A 26,795-nucleotide genomic window follows, 5' to 3' on the forward strand; every position below is an offset into this window, starting at 1 on the left:
CCTGCGTCATTCGCTCCCCTGCCAGATCAGCTCCCCGACAATCTGATCGGCCGGCACGCTGCCGAAATAGCGGCTGTCATTGGAGTTGTCGCGGTTATCGCCCAGGAAGAAGTAATGGCCAGCCGGCACCTTGAAGGTGCGAACCGCGCTCGGCGGGGCGTCATCCAGCTGCTGGATACGATAGCTTTGCGGGCCGTTGTCCTCACGGTAAACGTGCAGGCCCGCACCGGACAGCAATTCGGTACGCGGCAGCGTCTGGCCGTTGATCACAACCCCGTCCGGCGTCAGCGCAATAATGTCGCCCGGCAGGGCCATCAGGCGCTTGACGTACAGCACCTCGTGCCCCGGTGGATAAAACACATAGACCTGACCACGGCGCAGGCGCGCGGTATCCACATGGCCGCTGCCCGGCAGGCGCAGGCCAAACAGGCTGCGATGGGCAAAGCCCCACTTCTGGGCGATGAACAGGTCGCCTTCACGCAGGCCCGGGTACATGGAGGCAGACGGCACCGAGTAGGGCTCGTACAGATAGGTACGCGTACCCAGAATTAGCCCCATCAACAGCAGGTAAAGCCCGACCGGCACCCAGGCGCGGCAGTACCAGCGGCGTGGCTGCGCCGGGTCGTAGCGGCGCGCAATCAACGCCGCATGCAGTGGGCACAACAGGCTGAACAGCAGTGTCAGCGCCCAGCCGAAGTACCAGTCCACCCCGGCGCACACCAAGCTGGCGACTAGGTACAGCCAGAACAGCCCTGGCCGGTTGACGTACAGGAAGACAAAGGGCTGCAGGAAGATGCCCAGCACCACGCTGAGCCAGACTCTGGGGGACCACGATGCCGGCACAACCACTCCTTGGAAAGCGGGCCCCAACGGCCCAATTCGAGGTTGGACCGCGACTCGTCCTCAGGGTTGCAGCTGACGACGATCCAGCGGGCCAAAACGCTCCGCGTAGATCTGACTTGCCCAGTCAATGAACACCCGCACCCGCCTGGACTGCTGGCGATGGCGCGGATACAGCGCGTGCACCGGCAAGCCGGGGCTCGGATACGCCGCCAGCACCTCGACCAGCTCGCCACTGGCCAGTTGCCGTTCGACCCGGTAACGCGGTAATTGAATCAGGCCACAGCCACGCAGGGCGCAGGCCAGATAGCTGTCAGCGTGATTGACGTCGATGCGGCTGGCCAGCTCAACCCGCCGCAGCGCGCCGTCGACCAGAAACTCGAAGGGGTAGCGGCGATCCTGATGACTGGCAAAAAAGCCGACTGCCAGATGCTCGGTCAGCGCATCCGGGTGCTGCGGACGGCCAAAGCGCTGCAGATACGCCGGGCTGGCGCAGGTTACCTCGGGGATCAGCGCCAGCGGCTTCGCGCTCAGGGACGAATTCTCCGGCATGCCGCTGCGAATCACGCAGTCGACCCCCTCGGCCACCAGGTCTACCAGTCGGTCGCCGCGATCGTCCACAACGCCGGCATTCTGCCGATGGCCAACATCGCTCTGGAGCACCTTGAGTCCTTCGATCAATGTGTGGCGGTTAACCTGCGCAGCACCTTTCTGCTGATGGGCCACGCCCGCGAACAGCTCAGTGAGGGCGGCCGTTTTGTCACGCTGTCCAGCAGCGTGCTGGCGCGTAACTTCCCGGGGTACGGGCCCTACATTGCCTCAAAGGCAGGGGTTGAGGGGCTGGTTCGGGTATTCGCCAACGAGTTGCGCGGCCGCCAGATAACCGCCAACGCAGTCGCCCCGGGGCCGGTAGCGACCGAGCTGTTCTTCAAGGGGAAAACGCCGGAGCAGATCGCCCAGCTGGCGGCGATGAACCCGCTGGAGCGCCTGGGCGAGCCGGAGGATATCGCCAACACCGTGGCCTTTCTCTGCAGCAAGGACGGCGGCTGGGTCAACGGTCAGGTGCTGCGCGCCAACGGCGGTTTTGCCTAGCCAGCCCCCTTTTCGAGGCGATAGATAAGCACGCAGAGCAGCAACGGCGGCAAATTGCTTGTCACCGGGTTGAACGCCCCGATCAGCAGCATCGGGGCGAACAGCGCCACATAACCAAGCAGCCCGACCAGTCCGGCGGCGGCGGCGAGTACCGGCCAGCGGCCGAACCAGCCAAACAGAATCAGCAGCCCAAGCAACACTTCAGCCACGCCGGCCAGTGGCGAGATGACCTGCGCGTTCAACCCCAGACCAGCCGCATCGACCATCTGCACCTCAACCGGGCTGAGAAACAGCAACTTGGGCACCAGACCGTGATAGATGAAGACAAACGCCAGCATCCAGCGACACCAGCGGGCCAGCTTCAGCGACTCACCGCTACTCATCGACAAAACGCCCGGCGTGATCGGCTGACGGCAGCTGGCACAGCTCGTATCGGCCGAACAGCCGGTAGCGATTCAGCGCAATGCGGTCGTACAACCAGTCGCGCAGCGGGCGCGGAATCAGCCGAAATACCAGCAAGCCGCGCCACGGCCAGCCAAGCCGGTTCATGACGAAGAAGAAGGCGGCGCTCTTCTCGAAGCAGCGCTCGCCATCGCTCACCAACATGGTTTCAAAGGTATCGGTCGGATAGCCGTGTTGCCCCAGCAGCCGCTGCCCAGCAGCCGACTGCACGCTGCAGAGCCGGAAGCGATGCTCAGTGTCGTGCTCGATGATGAAATTGGCCCAGGCGCTGCAGAGCTTGCAGACCCCATCGAACAGAATCACCGGCCCCTCGGCCACGCTCATGCTTGCGTCCCTTACCCTCGGCCTTCGAAGCGCACCGGCTCACGGGGCTCGACGATCACCACACTGCCGCCAATCTTGTCGTGCCAACCCTGCTTGCGTGAATCAAAGGCCACCCAGAGAAAGCCCAGACACAACGGCAAGGCAGACACGAAATAACCGATATAGCGCAGCACACACTGGCCCAGCGGCAGTGGCTCGCCAGTGCGCGCATCAACCACCCGCAGACGCAGCAACATCTTGCCCGGCGTACCAAGAAAGCGGCGCCAGAACCAGAGCGTGGCGATAAAGGGCACAACGTAGCTGAGCAACACATCCCAGACGCCGTGCACCATGGTTTCATCGATCCAGTAGCTTTCACCGTAGATCAGCGCCAGCGGCACCATCAGGATCAGCCCGAAAATCACAGAATCAATAATGGTTGCGCCGAAACGCAGCCAGAAACCGGCGTATTGGGGTTCGTTCATGGTCAGTCCCTTGGGCAGATGAGAATCCCGCGAGCATATCAGGCTTGGCCTGCGGCGTGGGCCGGCCGAGCTTAATCTGTGAGCGTCATGGCGTAATGGAAAAAGACCTCATCACGGACCCAGCCGGTCGACTCGTAAAGCCGCTGGGCAGGCGTATTGGTGATCGCCGTCGCCAGCTCCATACGCACTGCACCGCGAGCCTTGGCCTGCTGCCCGGCAGCCGTCAGCAACTGCTCCGCAATGCCCTGACGACGAAAGTCAGCGGCAACAAACAGATCGTAAAGCACGCAAATCGGCGCCATATCCACCGAACAGAAGGTCGGGTACAGCTGGCAGAAGCCCACCAGCTGGCCATCAGCAGTCTCTGCCATAAGCACCACAGACTCGCCGTTCTGCAAGCGGGCTTGCAGGTAGGCAATTGCCCCGGGCAGATCGGCAGCTTGCTCGTAGAACTGGCGGTACAGATCAAACAGCACTCCTACCCGCTCGGCGTCGGCCGGGGCGGCGAGGGTTACGCGCGTGTTAGTCAACGACAGGGCCGCGCTCAGGCCTGATGCGGCCGAACCGGCGTCTTGCGACCCAGCAGGCGTTCGCTGGGCAGGATCTCAGCCACCTGGCGATAATCCTCCAGCAACTGGAACCAGTCCGCCTCGGGCATCGGCCCTCGGTGGCGATACAGTTGCTTCAAGTCGTGGCGCACGGCGGCGCTGCGGCGCCAGCGGCGGCGACATTTCTCTAGGTCAAGCAGCGCGATTTCCACCCCTCGGCTGCGTACCCGGATGAAGATGTGTTTGGAGTACAGGCAACCGTGCTGCAGCCCGGCGTTATGCGCCAAGCTCAGGCAGCTGGCCAGCTCGCGCAACAGATGGCGGTGCACGGCTTCGCCATGCTGCGCTCTGGCATCGCTGGCATACCACTCATCGAGACTGATGAAATCACGCAGTTCTTCGGTCACCAGCAACCCCTGCCACTGGCCCTGATGCTTGCGCGCACCCGCAAAGCGGATCTGCGGCACACGCACACCGGCGGAACGATAAGCCTCCAATGCCCAGGCTTCACGCACCACAGTGGGACGTCCAAGGGGATAACGCAGCGAGCGGCTGAGATGGCCGGTCTGGCGTTTGAGATACAGGGTGGGATCTTGATCGGTCAGCCGCTGAACGCCGCTGTTGCCGTCGCGGCGCTCGTTGGGCTCTTCTACCCAGTCGCCCTCGCGGGCCCACCAATCACTGAACGCGGGATGCGTCTTGTCTACCATCTTGTCATGCCTCGCTGTCGTCACGCACTGTCTGACGTCGAACTGCAAAGACTGCGCCAGTGGGACAGGTGATTTTTTATAAACGCAAATCACCTTACCCACTAATGCCACGTGTGGTCAAAACAAATACTTCAGCCGCGATCATCGGCGAACGAGCTGACTAGCGCCAGGAGCGTGTTCAACCGCGCAAATCGTACATCGCCTTCTCGCCCAGCGCGTGCCAGGCCTGAATGCGCTCGCGGAAGGCCTGCATGGAATCCCAGACCTCACGGTTAAGCGGGTCCATCGCGGCGGTTTCTTCCAGCACATCGCCGCTGATGTCGCGCAGGCGGTCGAGCACCGAGTCAGGCAGGCGACGCAGTTGTACGCCATGCTCATTGACCAGCGTATGCAGGGCCTCGGCGTTGCGGCGGCCGTACTCGTCCAGCATGGCCTGGTTGGTTGAACGCGCGGCCTCGATGACGATGGCGCGCAGGTCATCCGGCAGTTCGGCGAGCTTCTGCTTGTTGACCGTCAGCTCCAGCACGGCGCAGGGCTCCTGCCAGCCGGGGTAGTAGTAGTACTTGGCCGCCTGATACAGGCCGAAAGCCAAGTCGTTGTAGGGGCTGACCCAGTCGCTGGCGTCGATCACGCCGGTCTGCAGCGAGGTAAAGATTTCGCTGCCGGGCAGGTTGACGGTGGTAGCGCCGGCTCGCGCCAGCACTTCGCCGCCAAAGCCGGGCATGCGGATTTTCAGGCCCTGCAGGTCGTCCAGGCTGTTGATTTCCTTGTTGAACCAGCCGGCCATCTGCACGCCGGTGTTACCACAGGGCAAAGGCACTACACCCAGCGGATCATAGGCCTTCTGCCACAACTCCAGCCCGCCGCCTTCGTACAACCAGGCGTTCATTTCCTGGGCATTCATGCCAAAGGGCACGGCGGTGAAGAAAGGGGCTGCAGCGCTCTTGCCCTTCCAGTAGTAGGCCGCGCTGTGGCCCAACTCGGCGGTACCGCTGGAGACCGCATCAAAGACTTCCAGCGCCGGTACCAGTGCACCAGCGGCAAACACCTGAATGCTCAAACGGCCATTGGACAGACGCGCCACCGTGTCGGCAAAACGCTGGGCGGTGGTGCCCAGACCGGGGAAGTTCTCCGGCCAGGAGGTAACCATTTTCCAGCGAAAACGCTGCTCCGGCGCACCACTCGCCTCACCCGCCGGCGCACTGTCATCCTTGCACCCAGCCAGCGCCACCGCCCCAAGACCAAGGCCAGCAGCGGTCAGTAAATTACGTCTATCCATTTGCTCTTGTCTCTCGTCAGGTCGGAAGCTAGAAGCTAGAAGCTAGAAGCTAGAAGCTAGAAGCTAGAAGCTAATGATGTGCTGGGTCAGGCCCTGGCGGTCAAGCCGGCGGCGTACTGCTTTCAGCTTTCAGCCTCCAGCTTCCAGCCGCTGCAGCCGCCTAAAGCGGCTGCAGCTTGGCATAAGCCACCATCAGCCACTTGCTGCCTTCGTCGTCAAAGTTGACCTGGATGCGCGCCTGCGCGCCCTGGCCTTCGTAGTTGAGTACCACGCCCTCACCGAACAGCGCGTGTTCCACGCGCTGGCCGAGGGCAAAACCGGTGTTTTCTGTGGCCTCATTGGCGAACAGCCCGCCCTTGGCCGGGCCGAACGGGCGGCTGACCTGGCTGCCCAGTCGGACCTCCTGAATCAGCTCCCCCGGAATTTCGCGGACAAAGCGCGAGACCTTGTTGAAGGTTTCGCTGCCGTACAGACGGCGGGTTTCTGCCCAGGTGATCACCAGTTGCTGCATCGCCCGGGTGATACCGACGTAAGCCAGGCGGCGCTCTTCCTCCAGGCGGCCCGGGTCTTCCAGGCTCATCTTGTGCGGGAACAGGCCTTCTTCGACGCCCGCCATGAACACCAGCGGAAACTCCAGACCCTTGGCGCTGTGCAGGGTCATCAGCTGCACACTGTCTTCAAAGCGGTCTGCCTGAGTTTCACCGGCTTCCAGCGAGGCGTGGGCGAGAAACGCCAGCAGCACGTCGCCCTCGTCTTCGGCATCGGCCATATCGTTCTCGAAGCCCCGGGCGGCGGACACCAGTTCTTCCAGGTTCTCTACCCGGGCCTGGCCCTTGTCGCCCTTCTCCTGCTCGTGAAAACGCAGCAGGCCGCTGTGCTCGATGGCGATCTGGGCCTGACTGTAGAGCGGCAGGCCCTCGGCGCGCTCCGCCATCTCTTCGATCAGCACCATAAAGCCCTGCACCGCATTGGCGGCCCGGCCCGGCAAGCCCTTGTTGTCGAGCAGATCGCAGGCCGCCTGCCACATAGAGACATCCTGCTCACGCGCCTGCTGGCGCAGCAGCTCGACGGTCTTGTCGCCAATGCCACGGGTGGGCAGGTTGATGATGCGCTCCAGCGCGCCGTCATCGCCGCGGCTGCCCATCAGGCGTAGATACGCCATGGCGTTCTTGATTTCGGCCCGTTCAAAAAAGCGCTGGCCGCCGTAGATGCGGTAGGGAATGCCGCTGCGCAGCAGCGCCTCTTCCAGCACCCGAGACTGGGCGTTGGAACGGTAAAGAATGGCAATCTCGCTGCGGCTCAGACCGTCGCGAATGCCCTGCTCAATGCGCTCAACAATAAAGCGCGCCTCGTCCTGCTCGTTGAAGCCGGCATACAGGGCAATCGGCTCGCCTTCGTTGCCGTCGGTCCAAAGCTCCTTGCCCAGACGCCCGGCGTTGTTGCCGATCAGCGCGTTGGCTGCTTTGAGGATGGTCGCAGTAGAGCGGTAGTTCTGCTCAAGACGGATCATCTCGGCGTTCGGATAGTCGGTCTGGAACTGCTGGATGTTCTCGATGCGTGCGCCACGCCAGCCGTAGATCGACTGGTCGTCGTCGCCCACCACCATCAGGCTGGGTGAATTGCCCGCCAGGTGGCGCAGCCAGGCGTATTGCACGGCGTTGGTATCCTGGAACTCGTCAACCAGGATGTGCCGGAAGCGCGCTCGGTACTGCTCACGCAGGGCCGGGTTGTCGCGCCACAGCTCAAGCGAGCGCAGCAGCAACTCGGCAAAATCGACGGCGCCGGCGCGGTTACAGGCCTGCTCGTAGGCCTCGTAAATCCGCACCATGGTGGTCATATACAGGTCGCCCGCCGGCTGGATGTGCTGCGGACGCAGGCCTTCGTCCTTCTGCGAATTGATCCACCATTGGGCCTGGCGGGGCGCCCACTGGTTGTCGTCCAGCCCCAGCTCACGGATAACCCGCTTGACCAGTCGCTGCTGGTCATCGCTGTCGAGAATCTGAAACTGTTCAACCAGACCGGCCTCACGCCAGTGCGCCCGCAGCAGACGGTGCGCCAGGCCGTGGAAGGTGCCTACCCACATGCCCTGCGGCGAAATGCCGAGCAGCTGCTCGATCCGCCCGCGCATCTCGTGGGCGGCCTTATTGGTGAAGGTGACCGACAGAATGCTCCAGGGCGAGGCCTGTTCGACCTGCACCAGCCAGGCTATGCGGTGTACCAGTACGCGGGTTTTGCCGGAGCCGGCCCCGGCCAGTACCAGTTGCTGACCAACGGCGGCGCTGACCGCCTGACGCTGGGCTTCGTTAAGCGAATTAAGCAGGTGGGAAATATCCATCGCGGCATTCTAGTGGGCTGCCTGCTGAATTCAAATATGCAATTTCAGTACAGGCGCACACGCGCCACTGCCATCCCGTCACCGGCCCCGTGACTGGCGGACCCGGCGCTCATCCGCCCAGCTGCTGATTGCCTGCGCCGGATTCCCGAGATAGAGACCTTGGCCAGCTATTTTTTGCGCACCAGGGACTGTGCCGGGCACCTCCCCTGGTGTAAGGTTGGGAGAGCACACAAGCCGAACTGACAGACAAAACAATGACAACAACCAACGTCAACGGACTACGGAGCACAGCAGCCGCATGAGTTCTGGTTCCGCGGCCTTTAGCCCCATTCCCCGTGACGAGCTGCGCCTGCAACAGTTGAACCAGCTGTACGCCCAGTCACGCTTGCCGCAATGGCTATTACTGGTCAGCGCCGTTTTAATAGCTCCGCTCGCCTGGGCCCATAGCGCACGCAGCAGTCTGCTGGTGTGGATAGCCCTGCTTGGCCTGTTGGTGGCAACCCGTCAATTACTGGTAAACCGTTACTGGCAGGCCTCGGCACAACAGCGCCTGCAACGCCGCTGGAGCCTCTTTTTCCATCTCGGCAACCTCGCCTCCGGGCTCTGTCTAAGCTGGGTGCATATCGCCCTGACCCCCTTGGATAACTTTGCCCTGCAAGCGCAGATGTACAGTATCGCCAGCGGCGTCAGCATCTGTGTCGGCGTACTCTACGCTCCGCGCTACAGCGCCTTTGCCTCTTTCATGCTGCCCGCCTGGCTGCCGCCGGTGATCTGGCTGCTGGCCGATGGCACGCCCAGCAGCCTGGTCTGGGCGCAGACCGGCGCCATGATGTTCTGCTTTATCCTGCTGGCCGCCGCGCTGATTCATCGAACCATGCGCAACGCCCTGGTCACCAACCTGCGCAACGAAGCACTGCTGGGCAACCTCGGCAGCGCCCACCAGCACACTGAAGAACTGAACCAGCAGCTGACCCGCGAGATAAGCCAGCGCCGCTGCGCCGAGCAATCCCTGCGCGACAGCCACGACGATCTGGAAGAACGGGTACACCAGCGCACTGCCGAGCTGGAAAAAGCCACTCACGATTTGCAGGCCAGTAAAGCCCAGCTGACCCTGGCCATGGAGGCCAGCCAACTGGGCCTGTGGGACTGGGACCTGACCACCGACAAGGTGTACCACTCGCGCCTCAACGCGCTGTTCGGCATGCCGGACGAATACGTCCCCAGCATGCGCCAGGACCTTCGCCCGCTGGTACACCCGGCAGATGTCACCATGGTGCGCCGCACGCTCGTTCGACACATGAAAAGCCAGACCGCTGCCTACCGCATGGAGTACCGGGTACGCCACAGCGGCGGGCACTGGCTTTGGGTGGAGGACAGCGGGCGCGCAGTGGAGCGTGCCGCTGACGGGCGTGTGCTGCGCATGATAGGCACCCGCCGCGATATCAGCGCACGCAAGCACCAGGACGAGCAGGCGCAGCTGGCATCTACCGTATTCGAGGCCACCAGCGAGGGTATTTTCATCCTCGGACCGACGCTGGATATCCTCGCCGTCAATCAGGCCTACACCGTGATCACCGGGCGGGCGCAGCAAGACGCCGTTGGCCACAACATTCTGGACATCAGCGGCAGCGAGGATCTGCGCCAGCAATTCCTCCACCTGCAGCAACTGCTCAACAACCAGGACCGCTGGCAAGGCGAAATGACTGCCCGCCGCCGCAACGGAGAGCTGTTCCCCGTCTGGCTGCAGCTGGCGGTCGTGCGCAGCGCCGGTGGACAGCTGACGCACTATGTTGGCTTCTTCGCCGACCTGACTACCCACCGGCAGACCGAAGAACAGCTGCAGTACCTGACCAACTACGATCCGCTGACCCAGCTGGCCAACCGCAGCCTGTTTACCGACCGCCTGCAAGACGCAGTTGCCCGCGCCCGCCAGCATCACCACGCGGTTGCGCTGCTGCACATAGACCTGGACCGCTTCAAGCACATCAACGTCACCCTGGGCCACGCCGTGGCAGACGGTCTGCTGCAGGAGGTGGCGCGCCGGCTCAGTACCGAGGTCGACAGTCAGCACACCCTGGCGCGACTGTCGGCAGACGAATTTGTCGTGATCGTCGAGCAGGCCGACGACGAACAGAAACTCGGCGCGCTGGCCAGCCAGTTGCTCGAAGCCCTGCGCAAACCGATGCTGGTGGCCGAGCACGAGCTGGTAACCACCGCCTCCATCGGCATCAGCGTGTTCCCGGCCACCGCTCGCGACAGCCTCCTGCTGGTCACCCAGGCCAACCAGGCGATGCAACACGCCAAGCATCTGGGTGGTAACCGCTGGCAGTTCTACACCCGCGAGCTGCGCGCCTACAGCCTGGAGCGGCTGCAACTGGAGAATCAGCTGCGCAAGGCCATCGACGAAGACCAGCTGATCGTACACTTTCAACCCAAGCTGCACCTGGCCAGCGACCGCATCGGCAGCGCCGAGGCACTGGTGCGCTGGCAGCACCCGGACAAAGGGCTGCTCATGCCCGGCGACTTCATCACCATCGCCGAGGAAACCGGCATGATCGTGGCGCTGGGGCAAAAGGTGCTGGATATCGCCTGCGAGCAGGCCGCGCACTGGTGCCATCAGGGGCCGCAGTCGGTTGCGGTGTCGGTCAACCTGTCGGTCCAGCAGCTGCGCCAGGAAGGCTTTGCCGAGCGCGTGCGCCTGACCCTGCAACGCTACAACCTGCCCGCCCGCCTGCTTGAGCTGGAACTGACCGAAAGCATGCTGGCCGAACTCAGTGACCAGGTCGCCGACAACATTGCCGCGCTGCGGGCTTTGGGTGTAAGCCTGTCGGTCGATGACTTTGGCACCGGCTACTCATCGCTGGCCTACCTCAAGCGCTTCCCGATCAGCACGCTGAAAATCGACCGCGCCTTCGTTGCCGAGCTGGATGCAGCCAACGCCGACAACGCCATCGTACTGGCGATCATCGCCATGGCGCGCAGCCTGTCGCTCAAGGTGGTGGCAGAGGGGGTCGAACACGAGGGCCAGCTGAACTTCCTCAAGGCCAACGGCTGCGACGAAGTGCAGGGCTACCTGATCAGCCGGCCCATCGAGGCAGATGCCTTTACCCTGCTACTGGAACAGAACAGCAGCCAGCTGCTCGAGTAACCGCTCAGCGCGGGTCGAGCCAGCTGTGGCCAAGGCGCTCCAGCAGGCTGTCGGCGGCATCAGGGCCCCAGCTGCCGGCGGCATAGGGCTTGGGTGAGCGGTAAAAGTCGCCCCAGCCCTCGATGATCGGATCAACCCAGCGCCAGGCCGCCTCGATCTCATCACGGCGCATGAACAGCGTCGCGTCGCCCTCGATCACATCCAGCAACAGGCGCTCGTAGGCGTCCCAGCGGCGCCGGGTAAAGGCGGCGGCAAAATCCAGGTTCAGATCCACATTCTGCAGCCCCATGCCGCGCCCCGGCGACTTGGCCATCAGTGACAGGCGAATACCTTCATCTGGCTGCAAGCTGATGATCAACCGGTTGTTTTCAGGGTTGTCGCCGCTGCGCGGGAACAATCGATGGGGGACCGGTTTGAACTGGATGACGATTTCCGACTTGCGCTGCGCCATGCACTTGCCGGTACGCAGATAGAACGGCACGCCTGCCCAGCGCCAGTTGTCGACCTCGGTCTTGAGCGCAACAAAGGTCTCGGTGTTGCTGTCGTGATCGACCTTTTTCTCGAAGTAATAGGCGGGCATGCGCTCGCCAGCATGCTGACCCGCACCGTACTGCCCGCGCACCGTGCGGTCCTGTACATCCATGCCGGTAATCGGCCGCAGGGCCTCAAGGATCTTCAGCTTCTCGTTGCGCACCGCCTCGGGCTCGAAATGCACCGGCGCTTCCATGGCCACCAGGCAGAGCAATTGCAACAGGTGGTTCTGCACCATGTCGCGCATGGCACCTGCCCGGTCGTAGTAATCGCCACGGTTCTCAACACCGACACTTTCGAGCACGCTGATCTGCACATGGTCGATATGCGCATTGCGCCACAGCGGCTCAAACAGCGCATTACCAAAGCGCAGCGCCAGCAGGTTCTGCACCGCCTCCTTACCGAGGTAATGATCGATACGAAACACCCGTGTCTCATCGAACACCTTGCCGATGCGATCATTGATTTCGTTGGCGGTTTCCAGACTCTCGCCCAGCGGTTTCTCCAGCACCACCCGGGCGTGCTCATCAACCAGCCCGACCGACGACAGATGCTGCACCGTAGCAGCAAACAGCCCGGGCATGGTTGCCAGATAGAACACCCGCACACGCCCGGTGCCGGGGCTCAGGACCTTGGTCAGGCGCGGAAAGGCAACCCGCTGACTGACATCCAGCGACAGGTAGTCCAGGCGCTTGGCAAACTGCTCCCAGTGGACCACATCAAAGTCACCACGGGCCACATGCTGGCTGACGTGCCGTTTGACCAGCTTGCCGTAACTCTCCAGGCTGTGCTGGGCGCGGGCCAGCGCAAGAATGCGCGTATCGGGATGCAGGTGGCCGTCACGGTGCAGATAGTAGAGCGCCGGCAACAGCTTGCGCATGGCCAGATCGCCCGTGCCGCCGAAGACCACGATGTCACAACTGATACCCGCCTGAGCCACGCTCTGCCCTCCCCTGCATCACACGATGGGCGTTTTTGTAGTATAACTACAAGCTATACGCCCGCCGGCCTCAACCACCGGATGGAAACTGGCAGCACCGCTGCCCTCACCTGCCGCCGACATCATGCCACCGTGAACATGCTTCAGCACATCGCCGCCAGCCGCGACCTGCTCAGAAAGTCCGAGCTCAAGGTCGCCGACTTCGTGCTGGCACAAGCGGCGCAGGTGATGCATTCATCCATGGCTGACCTGTCGCAGCAGGTCGGTGTCAGCGAGCCCACCATCGTACGCTTCTGCCGCGCGATTGGCTGCAGCGGATTTCAGGATCTCAAGCTCAAGCTGGCACAAAGCCTTGCTGCCGGCGCCAGCTTCGGGCAGTTCTCGATCAACGAGGACGACAGCGTCGATGCCCTGTCGCACAAGATCTTCGATACCACCCTGGCCACCCTGATGGACGTGCGTGAACGTCTGGATGCCGTGGCCATTGAGCAGGCCATCGCCGCGCTGACCCACGCGCGCCGCGTCGAGTTCTACGGCTTTGGCGCCTCCGGTGCGGTAGCCAGCGATGCCCAGCACAAGTTCTTCCGCCTGCTGGTGTCCACCGCCGCCTACTCGGACCCGCACATGCAGGCCATGTCGGCCGTTACTCTGGGCCCGGAGGATGTCGCCGTTGCCATCTCGCAAACCGGCCGCACCAAGGACCTGCTGCACTCGGCCAGCCTGGTGGTCGAAACCGGCGCGACGCTGATCAGCCTGTGCCCGAGCCGTACCCCGCTGGCCGATATCAGCCAGGTGCACATCCCCATCGACGTGTCCGAGGACACCGATATCTATACCCCATTGTCCTCACGTATCGCCCATCTGGTGGTGATCGACGTGCTGGCCATGGGCATGGCGATGCGCCGTGGGCCGGAGCTGGTCAACCACCTCAAGAGCGTCAAGCGCAGCCTGCGCGGCCTGCGCCTGTCCAACAAGAGCCAGCGCGGCGAGCTGAACGAGTAATTGCCGCCCCCAGGAGTCTCCCCATGCCAGTCGCCATGGCCCGCCACATTCTGGTCAAGACCGAAGCCGAAGCCGCGGCGCTGAAAAAGCGCATCGCCGCGGGCGAAGCCTTTGACGTGCTGGCCAAAAAGTATTCAACCTGCCCGTCCAAGAAGCGCGGTGGTGATCTGGGTGAGGTGCGACCCGGTCAGATGGTGCGCGCCATTGACCAGATCATCTTCAAAAAACCGCTGAAAGTGGTGCACGGCCCGGTGAAAAGCCAGTTTGGCTATCATCTGGTGCAGGTGTTCTACCGCGACTGACGAGCGCTGCCCGGCGGGTAGTAGATCAGATCATGAAAGACGGCGGGCTGCGTGCCCGCGTTGCGATAACCATGCGGTTGATCGGCGGCAAAACGCACCGCGTCACCCTCTTTCAATGGCTGCCAAACACCCTGCACCAGCAACTCCATTTCTCCGCGCACCACCACCACATGCTCTACCACGCCGACACTGTGCGGCTCTGACAAGCGCTCATAGCCCGGCAGCAGGGTGAACTCGAACAACTCAAACCCGTAACGCTGCTCATACGGAAACAGCGGCGCCATCAGCATCTCGTCTGCCGCCGGGCGCTGGCGCAAGGCATCGGCACTGCGCAGCGTCACACCGCTCTGCTCAGCCGCTGGCGGTTCGAGAAAGCTCGATAGCGAAGCGCCAAAGCCGGAGGCAATCTTCCACAGCGTCGCCACCGTGGGGCTGGACTCGCCACGCTCGATCTGGCCAAGCATCGCCTTGCTCACGCCACACTCAGTCGCAGCACGATCGAGACTCCAGCCACGGTCGGTCCGCAGCTGCCGCAGGGTGGCCGCCAGATACTGATTAATTTCCTGCATCAAAGGTCCGCTCATCGAAGGGCCGCTCAGCATAGCAATGTCCTTTTGTGCGTTATAGCGCACGGTGCTAGCATCGCCCAATTGTGCGCTATAACGCACGACCAACTATCGAGGACAGTACATGCTCAAGGCCTGGTTCAACCCGTCTCACATCGCCGCCGGCTTTATCGCGGTGCTGGTGGGCTACACCAGTTCGGCGGTGATCATTTTCCAGGCTGCCGAGGCAGCCGGTGCATCACCGCAGGAAATCAGCTCCTGGCTGTGGGCCCTGGGTATCGGCATGGCGGCCACCAGTATCGGCCTGTCACTGCGCTTTCGCGCGCCGGTGCTGATCGCCTGGAGTACGCCCGGTGGCGCGCTCCTGGCGACCGGCCTGCCCGGCTTCAGCCTGAATGAGGCGATTGGCGTATTTCTGTTCAACGCCGCGCTGATTACCCTCTGCGGCCTGCTGGGCTGGTTTGACCGCATCATGCGCCTGGTACCGGCGTCACTGGCTGGCGCGATGCTCGCGGGCGTGCTGTTGCCATTCGGCCTCAATCTGTTCGGAGCGTTGCAGGAACAGACCCTGCTAGTCGGTTTGATGTTGGCCTGCTATCTGGCCGGCAAGCTGATATTCCCGCGCTATGTGATTCCGGTCACCCTGCTGGTCGGTGTGCTGGTGGCAGCGCTGGCCGGACAGCTGCATTTGGAGCAGCTCAACTGGTCGCTGGCGCAGCCGGTCTGGACCATGCCCGCGCTGTCGGTTCAGGCGCTGCTGGGGGTGGGCATTCCGCTGTTCATCGTTACCATGGCCTCGCAGAACGTACCGGGCATGGCGGTATTGCGCGCCAACGGTTATCAGCTGCCGGCCTCGCCGTTGATGACCACCACCGGGATCACCGGCCTGCTGCTGGCCCCCTTCGGCGGCTATACCTTCAACCTCGCGGCCATCAGCGCCGCCATCTGTGCCGGCAAGGACGCCGACCCGGACCCGAGCCAGCGCTTTCGCGCCAGCGCCTGGGGTGGCTTTTTCTATCTGCTGACCGGCCTGTTCGGCGCCACCGTTGCCAGCCTGTTTGCCGCCTTCCCGCAGGCGCTGGTCATGGCGATCGCCGGGCTGGCGCTGCTCGGTACTATCGGCAACGCTCTGGCCACCGCACTGCACGACGAATCACAACGCGAAGCTGCGTTTCTGACCTTCCTGGTGACTGCCTCGGGTCTTGCCCTGTGGGGTATCGGCAGCGCCTTCTGGGGGCTGCTGCTGGGCTTACTGGTGCTGCGCCTGCCGCGCCGCTGATTGCCACCGTCCCGGGTCAGATCGCGCAGAGGATGATCTGGCCCGGATCAATCGACAGGGTTACAGGCTCTCCGACCGCCGGCACCACGGAGCTACCCGGCAGGGTAGCGGCTAGCGCCGCGCCGCCATCCAGCGTCACTTCCAGCGCCAACTGGTCCTCGACCTGCTCGCATCCCGACACCGTTCCCTGCAGCCAATTACGCTGATCGGACTCCGATGCCAACCGAACCCAGGGCGCCTTGATCAGCGCAAATACCTCCGCACCTGCGCATAATCCAAGCCGTTCGCTGCTGCTCCGCGTAATGATTGCAGCCAAGGGCTGACCACCATCCAGCACTAGCTCAACCCGATCATTCAGGCCCTGCGGCTGCAGTGCGACGACCCGCGCGTACAACTGATTGCGCGCGCTGGTGCGCAGGCGCAGCCGGTTCATCACCTGCAGATAGGGGTCCAGACTGCCGTCTTCGCTGAGTTTGGCCAGAAAGGCTGCGTGCTCCTGCTGGTAACGACGAAAGGCCGTCACCAATTGCTCACCCGCCGCGGTGAGGCGAGTGCCGCCGCCGCCACGCCCGCCGGCGGCGCGTTCAACCAGCGGCTGCTCGCTGCTGCTGTTCATTGCATCGACCGCATCCCACGCCGTCTTGTAGCTCATGCCCGCCGCTTTGGCTGCCTTGCTGATCGAGCCGGTGTCGGCGATGCAGGCCAGCAGCTCAATACGATCCTGCCCGGCCAGTGGCCGACCTTGATGGGAAAACCAGAACTGTCCTTCAAGCTTCATTACACACTGCCCATTGCCAAGCACTATATAACCAATAATATAACGGTCATTGTCGTCCCCTACGCCAAGGAGTTTCCATGCGCCTGCCGCTGTTCGTCGCCACCCTCGCCTGCCTGAGTCTCAGCAACCCGATACTGGCCGATGAAGTGCAGGTCGCTGTCGCCGCCAACTTCACCGCACCCATGCAGGACATCGCCCAAGCGTTCGAGCAGGATACCGGCCACCGCGTGGTTGCAGCCTTCGGCTCAACCGGCCAGCTATACGCCCAGATTAACCACGGCGCGCCCTTTGAGGTTTTTCTGGCTGCCGATGACACTACCCCTGCGCGCGCCGAAAGCGAAGGGCTGGCCGTCGCAGGCTCGCGTTTTACCTACGCCACTGGCGCGCTGGCCCTGTGGTCTGCTGATACCAACCTGATCAACGACGGCGAGCAGCTGCTGCGCAGCGGCGACTTCCAGCATCTGGCCATCGCCAACCCCAAAACCGCGCCCTACGGCCTGGCGGCTACCCAGGTCATGCAGGCGCTGAACCTGACTGACGCGCTGACGCCCAAGCTGGTCGAAGGCCAGAGTATCGGCCAGACCTACCAGTTTGTCGCCAGCGGTAACGCCCAGCTCGGGTTCGTCGCGCTGTCTCAGGTGTCTCGCAACGGCGAGATCACCAGCGGCTCGGCCTGGCAGGTGCCGGCGGCATTGTATGAGCCGATCCATCAGGATGCGGTGCTGCTCAACAAAGGAGCCAACAACGCCGCGGCAGCGGCCTTGCTTGAGTACCTGCAGGGTGAGCGGGCGGCAGCCGTGATCAGCAGCTACGGCTACGGGCACTGAGCATGACACTGCCGCTGGACAGCGCAGATCTCGCCGCCATCTGGCTGACGCTCAAGCTGGCGTCGCTGACCACGCTGGTTTTGCTGCTCATCGGCACACCGCTGGCCTGGTGGCTGGCGCACACCCGCTCCCGCTTGAAAGGCCCGATCAGTGCACTCGTTGCTCTGCCGCTGGTGCTGCCACCAACGGTGCTGGGCTTCTATCTGCTGGTCGCGCTCGGCCCGAACGGGCCCATTGGTGCGCTGACCCAGCAGCTCGGCCTCGGCACCCTGGCGTTCAGTTTTAGCGGGCTGGTGATTGGCTCGGTCTGCTACTCCATGCCCTTTGTGGTGCAACCGATTCAGAACGCCTTCGAGGCCATCGGCAAGCGTCCGCTGGAAGTGGCTGCCACCCTTGGCGCCAGCCCGCTGGATCGCTTCTTCACCGTCGCCCTGCCATTGGCGCGCCCCGGCATTATCACCGCCAGTGTGCTCGGTTTTGCCCACACCCTCGGTGAATTCGGGGTGGTACTGATGATTGGCGGCAATATCCCCGACCGCACCCGGGTGGTCTCGGTGCAGATCTTCAACCACGTCGAGGCGATGGACTACGCCAGCGCCCATTGGCTGGCGGGCGGCGTGCTGATCTGTTCCTTCCTGATTCTGCTGCTGCTTAATCGCCGGGGGCATTTGCGCGTCATACCGGGGGCGCGCACGTGATCACGCTAAAGCTCAAACAGCAACTGGCTGACTTTACTCTGGACCTGGACCTGACGCTGCCGGCACGCGGTGTCAGCGCCATCGTCGGCCCGTCAGGCTCGGGCAAGACCACGCTGCTACGTTGTGTTGCTGGCCTGGAGAAGGCCGACCAGGCGCTTATCGAAATCAACGGCAACTGCTGGCAGGACAGCCAGCGCGGCCTCTGGCTGCCGCCAAACAAGCGCGCGCTGGGTTACGTCTTTCAGGAGGCCAGCCTGTTTGATCACCTCAGCGTGCAAGGCAATCTCGACTACGGCAGACGCCGCAGCGCAGAGCCTGCCGGCAACGAGCAGGCAGCGCAGATCATCGAGCTGCTGGGAATTGGCCATTTGCTGCAGCGGGGCACCACCGGCCTGTCCGGCGGCGAGCGCCAGCGCGTCGGCATCGCCCGCGCACTGCTGGCCAATCCACGCTTGTTGCTGCTGGATGAGCCGCTGACCGCGCTGGACCCGCAACGCAAGGCCGACATCCTGCCGTATCTGGAGCGCCTGCACGCAGAGTTGGACATTCCGCTGCTCTACGTCAGCCACTCCCCGGACGAAGTCGCCAGACTGGCAGACCACCTCGTGCTGCTGGAGAACGGAGCGCTGCGCGCCAGCGGCCCGCTGCAGACGATGCTGCCACGTCTGGACCTGCCCATGGCGCACAGCGACGACGCCCGCAGCGTACTGCACGGGCAGGTCAGCGCCTGCGACGATCACTATCAGTTGCTGGAGTTGACCCTGGCCGGCAGCGTATTGAAGCTACGCGTACCGCATGCGGCGCTACCGCTCGGGCAACAGGTACGGGTCGCGGTTCAGGCCCGCGATGTCAGCCTGGCGCTGGAGAAACCGCAGCACAGCAGCGTGCTCAATCAGCTACCTGCACGCATTGAAGCCATCGAGCCCGGCAACCACCCGGCGCAAACACTGGTACGCCTTGCGCTGGGCGACAATGCCTTGCTGGCACGCGTCACGCGCTACTCGGCAGATCAGCTGCAGTTGCAGCCGGGGCTGGAGGTGTGGGTGCAAATCAAGGCTGTGGCGCTGTTCGACTGACCGAGGCGCGTAACCACTGCTGCAGCACGCGCCGGTCAATCAGGCGAATCCCCGAACGCCGCGCCAGCAGCCGGGCATCACTATCAATGCGCCCCTGACAGACCAGCAAGCCAGCGTCGACGCCCTGCTCGGTCATCCGCTCACGCAGCGCCAGCAAATCGGCCCGCCGCAGGTGGGGGGCACGCCAGCAGCTCAGGTCCAGCACAACGTCCTCCTCGCCCTGGCGCAGGAGAATGCCGCCATCCCCCGCACAGCCGTTCTGCAGCACCAGCCCTTCGGCCTGCAAGGCCCAAAGCACCAGCGCGCGCACGTCCTGACGGCTGAGCTGCTGGAGCAGATGGTCGGGTGACGCTTCCTGCTGCAGTCTACTGACACGCCGACGACGCGACAGACGATTGAACAGGTCGGCCACCGCCGCACACAGCAGCGCCAGCGGCAACAACACCTGACCAACCAGGGTAAAGCCGTGCAGCAAGGTCCCGCCGGCCGCCGCAGTACTGTCCTCCCAGAACCGCGAGGCCAGCCAATGCAGCAGCAAGCCACTGAACAGCGCCAGCAGCAGGTACAGCCACCAGGGCAGCTGAGAGTGGCTCTGCAACAAGGTTTCCAAAGGGGAAAGGGGGCGGCGGGCAGTCATCCGTAACTCCTGAAGCCGGCTCCTTGCCAGCACTGTTGCAACGATAGTCGCAGTCGCCAATCAGGTAAAGACCGCGCAGTAAGGCAGCGATAGAGTTAGGGCGGCCAATCAGCCCGGTTGATTCAGGATAGCATCCAGCAGGCCAGGGAAGCGGGCATCCAGGTCCGCGCGCCGCAGGCTGTTCATATGCGTGGTGCCGACGCTCTGGGTACAGACCAGACCGGCGTCACGCATCACGCGAAAATGGTGAGACATGCTCGACTTGGGCCTGCCGCCATCCAGATCACCGCAACTGGCCTCACCTACATCGGCCAGGCGACGCACGATTTCCAGGCGCACCGGATCGCTCAGGGCGTAGAGCACACGTTCGAGCAGTAGCTCATTGGCGGGGGGATGTTTGAAGGGTCGCATGGCGCTGATAATACACAGGGGTTTACTTGTGATCCATAGTTCCAATATTATCGAACAATTGAATCAACCCGCTCAGCTGCCGGAGGCTTTCCATGTCAGCGCTGTTTCAACCCTTCTCTCTCAAAGACATTACCCTGCGCAACCGCATCGCGGTACCGCCGATGTGCCAATACTCGGCCACCGACGGTGTGATCAACGACTGGCACGTGGCCAACTACACCGGCCAGGCCCGTGGCGGCGCCGGTCTGGTGATTGTCGAAGCCACCGCAGTGGCACCGGAAGGCCGCATCACACCGGCCTGCGCCGGCCTGTGGACCGATGCCCAGGCCGAGGCGTTCATCCCGGTTGTGCGTGGTATCAAGGCCCACGGCGCGGTGCCCGGCATTCAGATCGCCCACGCCGGCCGCAAGGCCAGTGCCAACCGCCCGTGGGAAGGTGACGACCACATCCCCAACGACGCTGCCAACGGCTGGCAAACTATCGCACCCTCTGCCATCCCCTTTGGCGCACACCTGCCGAAAGTGCCGGAGGCCATGACCCTGCAGGACATCGAGCGGGTCAAGGCGGACTTTGTCGCTGCCGCGCGCCGCGCGCTGGCCGTCGGCTTTGAATGGCTGGAGCTGCACTTTGCTCACGGCTATCTGGCCCAGAGCTTCTTCTCACCCCACGCCAACCAGCGCACCGATGCCTACGGCGGCAATGCCGACAACCGTGGTCGCTTCCTGCGCGAGACACTGGCTGCCGTGCGTGAAGTCTGGCCGGAACACCTGCCGCTGACCATCCGCTTTGGCGTGATCGAGTTCGATGGCAACGACGAGCAGACCATGAGCGACGCCATCGACCTGACCCGCCAGTTCAAGGCTGGCGGCATGGATATGATGAGCGTGAGCATAGGCTTCAACACGCCGACCGCGAAGATTCCGTGGGCCCCCGCCTTTATGGGCCCGATTGCCAAGCGTGTGCGCGATGAAGCCGGCGTGCCGGTGTCCTCCGCCTGGGGCTTTGGCGAGCCCCATATTGCCGAAAAGGCAGTGCAGGACGGTCAGCTGGATCTGGTGATGGTCGGCAAGGCGCATCTGGCCAACCCGCACTGGGCCTACCACGCCGCCCGTGAACTCAAGGTCGAGCGCCCATCCTGGGTCATGCCGGCGCCCTACGCCCACTGGCTTGAGCGCTACTGATCCAGCCAATGCCCCTTGCGCGCGCCGCCCTGGCGCGCTGCAATGGCGGACACCAGTCACGCAATAGGGATGGGGCAACATGCAGGACGACAGCTACTACTACCAACCCGCACTGGGCCACGGGCTGGCCCATGACCCGTTCAATGCCATCGTCGGGCCCAGACCGATCGGCTGGATCGCCAGTCGCAGCGCAGAGGGCATACCCAATCTGGCGCCCTACAGCTTCTTCAACGCGTTCAACTACACCCCGCCGATCATCGGTTTCGCCAGCATCGGCCACAAGGACAGCCTGAGCAATATCGAGCAGACTGGCGAATTTGTCTGGAATCTGGCAACACTGCCACTGGCTGAGGCGATGAATCAAAGCTGCGCGGCGGTAGGGCCGGAGGTAGACGAGTTTGCACTGGCCGGTCTGACGCCAGCGGCGTCACGGCTGGTTGATGTGCCCCGGGTGGCCGAAAGCCCGGTAGCCTTCGAATGTCACAAAACGCAGATTATCCAGCTGCAGAGCGCAGCGGGTGAAACGGTGAATACTTGGCTGATACTGGGAGAAGTGGTCGGTGTGCATATTGACCGTCGCCTGCTGGTTGACGGCGTTTACGACACCGCCGCCGCACAGCCAATTCTGCGCGGCGGCGGCCCGGCAGACTACTTCCGGATCGAGCCGGACGCACTGTTTCGCATGCACCGCCCGGGCTGAGCACAGCCCCGGCGGTACTGGCGAGCCTCAGAAACTGATGGTCGAGGACACCACCACAGTGCGTGGCGCACCCACGGTCAGATAACCTGCGCCCGGATAGCCACCAGCCGAAGCCCAGTAGTCGCGGTTGGCGACGTTCTCTACCCGTGCCCGTAACGTTACTTCCTGCGCATCGTTGACCAGGAAGCTGTAGCGCGCGCCCAGATCAAAACGCGTCCAGGACGGGATATCACGGGTATTGGCCGCGTCGATGTACTGCTCGCCGGTGTAGATGATCCGGCCATCCAGCGCCAGCCCGTCAACACCCGGCACCAGATAGTCCAGCCCCAGGTTGGCCTGCACCTCAGGCGCACCGATTCCGTCATTCCCGTTCAGCTCAGTATCCAGCAGACTGACACCGCCGAGCACCGTCAGGTCATCGGTGGCCTGACCGAACGCATTGAACTCGATACCGCGATAGCGCTGCTTGCCGATCACGCCATAGGTGTTGCTGGCGTCCACGCCGGCTACCGGCTTGCGGCTCTGGAACACGCCCAGGCTACCGCCCAAACGCCCACCGTCGTACTTCACGCCCAGCTCGGCCTGACGGGTAACGTAAGGCTCCAACGCCTCACCGCCGTTGGGCACCGGGGCGCCCCCAGAGGTGTTGGGCGCCACATCGCCTTTAACCAACCCTTCGATGTAATTGGCGTAGGCCGACACCTCGGGGGTGACGCGATAAACCACACCAGCAATCGGCGTGAGTGCGTCGTCATCATAGGAAGCGGTACGCGAGCCATCGGCGTAGGCGTAGCTGTAGGTGGCAATATTCTGCTGACGCGCACCCAAGGTCACCAGCAAGCGGTCATCCATAAAACCGAGAGTATCGGCAATGGCATAGCTGCTGGTGCGGGTGCGCTCGGTCACCTCAGGGTCACTCAGTGAACCGGCGCCGGCCGCAGTCACCGCCGGTTCAACGCTGTCGAACGGGTTATTCAGATTACCCAGCACCTCGCGAGCCGCAAAGCTGGAGGCCGCCCAGGCATTGGCTGACTTCATTTCATAGGTCGATGCCGAGGTAGTGAGTTGATGGCTTACCGGCCCCGTGTCGAAGCTGAAGCGCAGGCCGATGTCGCCGGTGCGCACGTCATCCTCACGGACGTTGTAAAAACGATAGGCGTCGGTATCACCAGCAGTGTTGATCACCGTGGGGTTGGCAAAGTTGCCCTCCTCCTCGCTGGTCCGCATACCCGCAGCCACCCAGCCAGTGACCACATCGTTGAAGTCATACTCGGCGCGCAGCGTTCCGAAGGTGTCCTTGGCGTTGGAGTACGTCCAGCTCTGAGCAACGCTCTCGTCGGCATCCGGTGCCGACGGAACCGGCACACCCGCGCCGATGGTGATGTTCGGCTGAGCACCGTCGACCTGATGATTCTGATAACCCAGATCAGCAGAAACGCGCAGACGGTCACCGCGATAGTCGGCGCCCAACGCCAGCAAGCTCAACTCGCCGGACTCGCCATCCACGGCGGTATCCCCATCGCGACGCGCCATATTCAGGCGCATTCCGATGCGATCGTCGGCGAAACGGCGGGCAAAGTCGCCAGCGGTGTAGTACTGACCACCCGAGCGAACGCCAGCGGTCACCTCGTTCAGCGGCTCGTTGGTCGCCCGCTTGGGTACGATGTTGATCGCACCGCCCAGACCACTGCCGCCCGGCGCCGCACCGTTAAGGAAGGCATTGGCGCCGCGCAATACTTCAACCCGCTCGACAAACTCGGTGCCCATGTACTGACGTGGCAGCAGACCGTACAGGCCGTTGTAGGCAATATCGTCCGAGTAGATCGGCAGGCCGCGCACCATATAAACCTGCTGGAAGTTGCCAAAGCCACGGGCCACGCGTACCGCCGGGTCGTTCAGCAGCACCTCGCCGATGCTGGCCGCCTGCTGATCCTGAATCAGCGTCTGGGTGTAGCTGGTCGTGGTGAAGGGGGTGTCCATATAGTCCTGGTTACCCAGAATCCCCACACGCGAGCCGGCGGCCACCTGGCCACCCGCGTAGGCCTGCGGCAGCCCTTCTGCGGAGGCATCAGCGCTGGTGCTGACGGTCAGTGATGGCAGCTCGAACGCCTCGCCAGCAGCCTCCTCCGCTTGCTGCGCCTGCGCCAGCCCGGCAAAGAACAGCGACGACAGGGCAAGAGAAAACGCGGAGCGCTTGAATGGAACTGAATGCATGGACGGCCTCGGCAAACCAGCCGACTACAGCACCGCGCGCCGACCAGCTAAACGTTAATGTAATCGCAGTGCATTCGCATTATATGTTACTTGGCGGCGAGAGCTACACCGTTCATCCCATTACACCCAGAGCCAGCAACACCGGCGCAGCAACCAGCGGCAACCACAGCGCCAGCCGTGGCTGGTAGGGCAACAGAAACAGCAGGCTGATGCCACCGAGCGAGAGCATGCCGAGCCAGCCGACCGGCGCCATGGCCGGCGGCCAGACCTGCCAGGCCACCAGCAACGACAACGTCAGTAGCAGCCAGCCCAGCGGGCGGCAGAGACGCTGCCAACCGGGCTCGAAAGCGCTGGCCAGTTGTTTCCAGTGACGGTCCATGGCCAGGCACAGCCCCAACATGCCGGCGTAAGCCAGTATCAGGCCCAGACAAAACAGCAGCACGCTCATGACTGAGCTCCTGCCGGCTCTGGCCGGGACTTGGCAGGTTTAGGCGTCTTGCGCAGTGCGGCACGCTCAACCGCCGCCGGCTGATGCGCCACACGCCAGCCGATCCACAGCAACAAGGCGCCGCAAATAACGGCCGTGGCATCCACCGACAAACGCAGGACATCCGCCGCCGCCGCTGCCAGTAAAAAATCAAGCAACGGCAGGGCCAGCAGCAACAGGCCACCCGCAGCCAACTGCTCAATCCAGGCCCGCGAGGGCGCACGCACGCGGGCGTGCAGCAGCGTCAGCAACCAGCTGCCGAAGAACACCCGCTGCTCCCACTCGCTGCGCTCAGCCAGCTCAACCGGCAGCAGGCGATTGGCCCACAACATGGCTACGCAGGCGACCATCAGGCCCGCCACCACCGTGGTATTCAGCCAATCGGCCTGGCGCAGCCAGGTTGCGCTGACCTTGGCCTGACGCCGCCGTTTGACGGTGTACAGCACCAGCCCGCTGGCAATCATCGCGCAGCTGATAAGACCACAGATAAAGTACAGCCAGCGCATCGGATACCCACCAAACTGGGCAAAATGCAGCCCGGCCATAACCCGCTGGGTCAGCAAGGTCGCTCGACTGGGCTCCGGCACCCGCAACGCTGCCCCGGTAATGGCATTGAAAGCCATGGACTCGCCCTTGGTCAGCTCGATACGGCTACCCAGCATCGGGCGCACTTCCACCTGAGCATTCGCGCGATCAGGGTTGCTGACAGAAATGGACGACAGCATGCCCGCACCGTAGTGCGCTTCACCCAGCGCGATAAAGCCGGCCAACGGCAACATCTGTGCAGGCGCCTCACCACGGCTTGCTTGCTCCACATGCTCGCCCTGCCCGCTGCGCTCCCCGCGCTCGGCTTGACCCTGCCCTTGCTGTCCCTGCTGCGGTTGATGCTGCTCCGCACCCGGGCGCAATTCGCGGAACATCGCCTGGCGATCGCCGTTGTAGAGCACATCGGTAGCCGCCGGCATATAGATCAGGAAGAAAATCACCAGCCCGGTATAGGTAATCATCAGATGAAACGGCAACAGCAGCACAGCGCTGGCGTTGTGGCCGTCCAGCCAGCTGCGCTGCCCCTTGCCGGGGCGGAAGGTGAAAAAGTCCTTGAAAATCTTCTTGTGAATAATGATGCCACTGATGATGGCCACCAGCATGGCCATGGCCGCCAGCCCCACTATCCAGACGCCAAGGTCTCGGCCCATGTGCAGGGTGTAATGGAAGCGGAAGAAGAAACTGCCGCCCGCGGTGTCACGTGGCTCGACCAGTTCGCCAGTGGACGCATCCAGATAGGTGCGCTCACCGCGCCGCTGCTCACCGGCAGAAACGCTTAACCCCGGCCCCCGCTCGCTCGGCAGACCAATGTTCCAGGCGCTGGCGCCGGCGTGGTTGGCGCGCAGCCAGTCTTCAGCCACCTGCACCGCCTCGGCCTGACTCTGGCCGGTGACACGCAGCTCCGGCTGCATCCACCAGTTTAGCTCCTTGTCGAACACCGCCAGGGTGCCGGTCAGGAAGATCGCAAACAGCACCCAGCCCAGCACCAGCCCGGCCCAGGTGTGCAGCTCCGACATGGACTGCGTCAACGACGCTTGCTTGGCCATCAGGCAGCCCCTCCAAACCAGTTCGGCCCAAAGCCGATCAGCGCCAGCGGCACCAGCGCCAACAGACTCAGCAGGCCGCGACGCAGCGGCACGGCGTACACCCAGAGCACGTAGCAGGTGTAGAGCGCGAAGGACAGCAGGGTCGCGCTGATGGCCGCGTCGATACGTTCAAACGGCAGCAGCCGCGCCAGCGCCGCCGTGGCGCAATACGTCAGGGCGTAACCGCCAACCACTGCCAGCAGAATGCGCGTCAGCGTAGCCGACCAGACCGGCGCTGTGGCGCTTGATACCTTGGACATGTTGTTCTCTCAATGGCCCCCTAACCTACAAAGCGCCCGCCGGTTGATACCGACAGGCGCTCTGTGTCTGTGA

Annotated in this window: 28 protein-coding genes; 10 read left to right on the forward strand and 18 right to left on the reverse strand. The window is 63.3% G+C overall.

Annotated features, from left to right (window positions below; translation table 11 throughout):
• Positions 1-6: 6 nt before the first annotated feature.
• The gene (gene lepB / locus BM116_RS08165) at positions 7-843 is read right to left on the reverse strand and encodes a signal peptidase I (protein ID WP_139056937.1); all 837 of its coding nucleotides are present in this window, start codon (positions 841-843) and stop codon (positions 7-9) included.
• Positions 844-903: 60 nt separating this feature from the next.
• Entirely contained in the window at positions 904-1,503 is a 600-nt protein-coding gene (locus tag BM116_RS19135) for a LysR substrate-binding domain-containing protein (protein ID WP_328586201.1), read from the reverse strand.
• Between BM116_RS19135 and BM116_RS08170 the strand changes: the two genes are divergently transcribed.
• Positions 1,453-1,932: an SDR family oxidoreductase gene (locus BM116_RS08170; RefSeq protein WP_328586202.1), complete on the forward strand. Its 480-nt coding sequence runs from the start codon at positions 1,453-1,455 to the stop codon at positions 1,930-1,932. The two genes, BM116_RS19135 and BM116_RS08170, sit on opposite strands and share 51 nt — an antisense overlap.
• Here BM116_RS08170 and BM116_RS08175 read toward each other — a convergent pair.
• The 7 genes from BM116_RS08175 to uvrD form a co-directional block, all read right to left on the reverse strand.
• A complete protein-coding gene (locus tag BM116_RS08175) occupies positions 1,929-2,315 on the reverse strand; it encodes a DoxX-like family protein (RefSeq protein WP_083723839.1) in 387 nt (128 codons plus the stop codon). The genes BM116_RS08170 and BM116_RS08175 overlap by 4 nt on opposite strands.
• Entirely contained in the window at positions 2,308-2,718 is a 411-nt protein-coding gene (locus BM116_RS08180) for a thiol-disulfide oxidoreductase DCC family protein (protein ID WP_083723838.1), read from the reverse strand. Before BM116_RS08180 ends, BM116_RS08175 begins: the two co-directional genes overlap by 8 nt.
• Positions 2,719-2,729: 11 nt before the next feature.
• Positions 2,730-3,182 carry an RDD family protein gene (locus BM116_RS08185; protein ID WP_083723836.1) on the reverse strand — a complete coding sequence of 151 codons (453 nt, stop codon included), beginning with the start codon at positions 3,180-3,182 and terminating at the stop codon, positions 2,730-2,732.
• Between the two features lie 71 nt (positions 3,183-3,253).
• The gene (locus tag BM116_RS08190; RefSeq protein ID WP_083723834.1) at positions 3,254-3,712 is read right to left on the reverse strand and encodes a GNAT family N-acetyltransferase; all 459 of its coding nucleotides are present in this window, start codon (positions 3,710-3,712) and stop codon (positions 3,254-3,256) included.
• Positions 3,713-3,726: 14 nt separating this feature from the next.
• The gene (locus tag BM116_RS08195; RefSeq protein ID WP_083723832.1) at positions 3,727-4,440 is read right to left on the reverse strand and encodes a lipopolysaccharide kinase InaA family protein; all 714 of its coding nucleotides are present in this window, start codon (positions 4,438-4,440) and stop codon (positions 3,727-3,729) included.
• 178 nt (positions 4,441-4,618) lie between these two features.
• Positions 4,619-5,719 carry a TRAP transporter substrate-binding protein gene (locus BM116_RS08200; protein WP_083723830.1) on the reverse strand — a complete coding sequence of 367 codons (1,101 nt, stop codon included), beginning with the start codon at positions 5,717-5,719 and terminating at the stop codon, positions 4,619-4,621.
• 160 nt (positions 5,720-5,879) lie between these two features.
• Complete coding sequence (gene uvrD, locus BM116_RS08205; RefSeq protein ID WP_083723828.1) at positions 5,880-8,054, reverse strand: DNA helicase II; 2,175 nt, start codon at positions 8,052-8,054, stop codon at positions 5,880-5,882.
• Between the two features lie 298 nt (positions 8,055-8,352).
• Between uvrD and BM116_RS08210 the strand changes: the two genes are divergently transcribed.
• Positions 8,353-11,202 (forward strand): putative bifunctional diguanylate cyclase/phosphodiesterase, encoded by a 2,850-nt coding sequence (locus BM116_RS08210; RefSeq protein WP_083723826.1) that lies wholly within the window; start codon positions 8,353-8,355, stop codon positions 11,200-11,202.
• Between the two features lie 4 nt (positions 11,203-11,206).
• Here BM116_RS08210 and zwf read toward each other — a convergent pair whose 3' ends face one another.
• Positions 11,207-12,673: a glucose-6-phosphate dehydrogenase gene (gene zwf, locus BM116_RS08215; RefSeq protein ID WP_083723824.1), complete on the reverse strand. Its 1,467-nt coding sequence runs from the start codon at positions 12,671-12,673 to the stop codon at positions 11,207-11,209.
• A gap of 132 nt (positions 12,674-12,805) precedes the next feature.
• Between zwf and hexR the strand changes: the two genes are divergently transcribed.
• Both hexR and BM116_RS08225 read left to right on the forward strand, forming a co-directional pair.
• Complete coding sequence (gene hexR / locus BM116_RS08220) at positions 12,806-13,675, forward strand: transcriptional regulator HexR (protein ID WP_083724082.1); 870 nt, start codon at positions 12,806-12,808, stop codon at positions 13,673-13,675.
• A gap of 23 nt (positions 13,676-13,698) precedes the next feature.
• Positions 13,699-13,977 (forward strand): peptidylprolyl isomerase, encoded by a 279-nt coding sequence (locus BM116_RS08225; protein WP_083723822.1) that lies wholly within the window; start codon positions 13,699-13,701, stop codon positions 13,975-13,977.
• Here the strand turns inward: BM116_RS08225 and BM116_RS08230 are convergent.
• Positions 13,965-14,546, reverse strand: coding sequence for a helix-turn-helix domain-containing protein (locus tag BM116_RS08230; protein WP_083723820.1), 582 nt, complete (start codon positions 14,544-14,546; stop codon positions 13,965-13,967). The two genes, BM116_RS08225 and BM116_RS08230, sit on opposite strands and share 13 nt — an antisense overlap.
• A 121-nt stretch (positions 14,547-14,667) precedes the next feature.
• On the opposite strand from BM116_RS08230, the gene BM116_RS08235 reads away from it, so the two are divergent.
• On the forward strand, positions 14,668-15,822 hold the full coding sequence (locus BM116_RS08235) for a benzoate/H(+) symporter BenE family transporter (RefSeq protein ID WP_083723818.1): 1,155 nt from the start codon (positions 14,668-14,670) through the stop codon (positions 15,820-15,822).
• Positions 15,823-15,838: 16 nt separating this feature from the next.
• Here the strand turns inward: BM116_RS08235 and BM116_RS08240 are convergent, their stop codons facing one another.
• On the reverse strand, positions 15,839-16,600 hold the full coding sequence (locus tag BM116_RS08240) for a TOBE domain-containing protein (RefSeq protein ID WP_083723816.1): 762 nt from the start codon (positions 16,598-16,600) through the stop codon (positions 15,839-15,841).
• A gap of 77 nt (positions 16,601-16,677) precedes the next feature.
• Here BM116_RS08240 and modA point away from each other — a divergent pair, with 77 nt between their 5' ends.
• The 3 genes from modA to modC are packed head-to-tail and all read left to right on the forward strand — an operon-like array spanning position 16,678 to position 19,201.
• Positions 16,678-17,427 (forward strand): molybdate ABC transporter substrate-binding protein, encoded by a 750-nt coding sequence (gene modA, locus BM116_RS08245; protein WP_083723814.1) that lies wholly within the window; start codon positions 16,678-16,680, stop codon positions 17,425-17,427.
• A gap of 2 nt (positions 17,428-17,429) precedes the next feature.
• Positions 17,430-18,125: a molybdate ABC transporter permease subunit gene (gene modB / locus BM116_RS08250; RefSeq protein ID WP_090475101.1), complete on the forward strand. Its 696-nt coding sequence runs from the start codon at positions 17,430-17,432 to the stop codon at positions 18,123-18,125.
• A complete protein-coding gene (gene modC, locus BM116_RS08255) occupies positions 18,122-19,201 on the forward strand; it encodes a molybdenum ABC transporter ATP-binding protein (protein ID WP_083723812.1) in 1,080 nt (359 codons plus the stop codon). The genes modB and modC overlap by 4 nt, the downstream gene beginning before the upstream one ends.
• Here the strand turns inward: modC and BM116_RS08260 are convergent.
• Positions 19,176-19,838, reverse strand: a complete 663-nt coding sequence (locus tag BM116_RS08260; protein WP_083723810.1) for a restriction endonuclease — start codon at positions 19,836-19,838, stop codon at positions 19,176-19,178. The genes modC and BM116_RS08260 overlap by 26 nt on opposite strands.
• 108 nt (positions 19,839-19,946) lie before the next feature.
• Positions 19,947-20,249 carry an ArsR/SmtB family transcription factor gene (locus BM116_RS08265; RefSeq protein WP_083723808.1) on the reverse strand — a complete coding sequence of 101 codons (303 nt, stop codon included), beginning with the start codon at positions 20,247-20,249 and terminating at the stop codon, positions 19,947-19,949.
• Positions 20,250-20,341: 92 nt separating this feature from the next.
• Between BM116_RS08265 and BM116_RS08270 the strand changes: the two genes are divergently transcribed.
• Both BM116_RS08270 and BM116_RS08275 read left to right on the forward strand, forming a co-directional pair.
• Entirely contained in the window at positions 20,342-21,430 is a 1,089-nt protein-coding gene (locus BM116_RS08270) for an NADH:flavin oxidoreductase/NADH oxidase (RefSeq protein WP_083723806.1), read from the forward strand.
• Positions 21,431-21,509: 79 nt separating this feature from the next.
• Positions 21,510-22,130, forward strand: coding sequence for a flavin reductase family protein (locus tag BM116_RS08275; protein WP_083723804.1), 621 nt, complete (start codon positions 21,510-21,512; stop codon positions 22,128-22,130).
• A gap of 27 nt (positions 22,131-22,157) precedes the next feature.
• Here the strand turns inward: BM116_RS08275 and BM116_RS08280 are convergent, their stop codons facing one another.
• From BM116_RS08280 to BM116_RS08295, 4 genes are all read right to left on the reverse strand, one after another.
• Positions 22,158-24,344 (reverse strand): TonB-dependent receptor, encoded by a 2,187-nt coding sequence (locus BM116_RS08280; RefSeq protein WP_083723802.1) that lies wholly within the window; start codon positions 24,342-24,344, stop codon positions 22,158-22,160.
• A gap of 112 nt (positions 24,345-24,456) precedes the next feature.
• Positions 24,457-24,792 carry a DUF3325 domain-containing protein gene (locus BM116_RS08285; RefSeq protein WP_083723800.1) on the reverse strand — a complete coding sequence of 112 codons (336 nt, stop codon included), beginning with the start codon at positions 24,790-24,792 and terminating at the stop codon, positions 24,457-24,459.
• The gene (locus BM116_RS08290) at positions 24,789-26,423 is read right to left on the reverse strand and encodes a PepSY-associated TM helix domain-containing protein (protein WP_083723798.1); all 1,635 of its coding nucleotides are present in this window, start codon (positions 26,421-26,423) and stop codon (positions 24,789-24,791) included. The genes BM116_RS08285 and BM116_RS08290 overlap by 4 nt, the downstream gene beginning before the upstream one ends.
• Positions 26,423-26,722: an iron transporter gene (locus BM116_RS08295; RefSeq protein ID WP_235846721.1), complete on the reverse strand. Its 300-nt coding sequence runs from the start codon at positions 26,720-26,722 to the stop codon at positions 26,423-26,425. The genes BM116_RS08290 and BM116_RS08295 overlap by 1 nt, the downstream gene beginning before the upstream one ends.
• Positions 26,723-26,795 lie beyond the last annotated feature (73 nt).

This window comes from Halopseudomonas pachastrellae, assembly GCF_900114765.1.
In the GTDB taxonomy this organism is placed as follows: domain Bacteria; phylum Pseudomonadota; class Gammaproteobacteria; order Pseudomonadales; family Pseudomonadaceae; genus Halopseudomonas; species Halopseudomonas pachastrellae.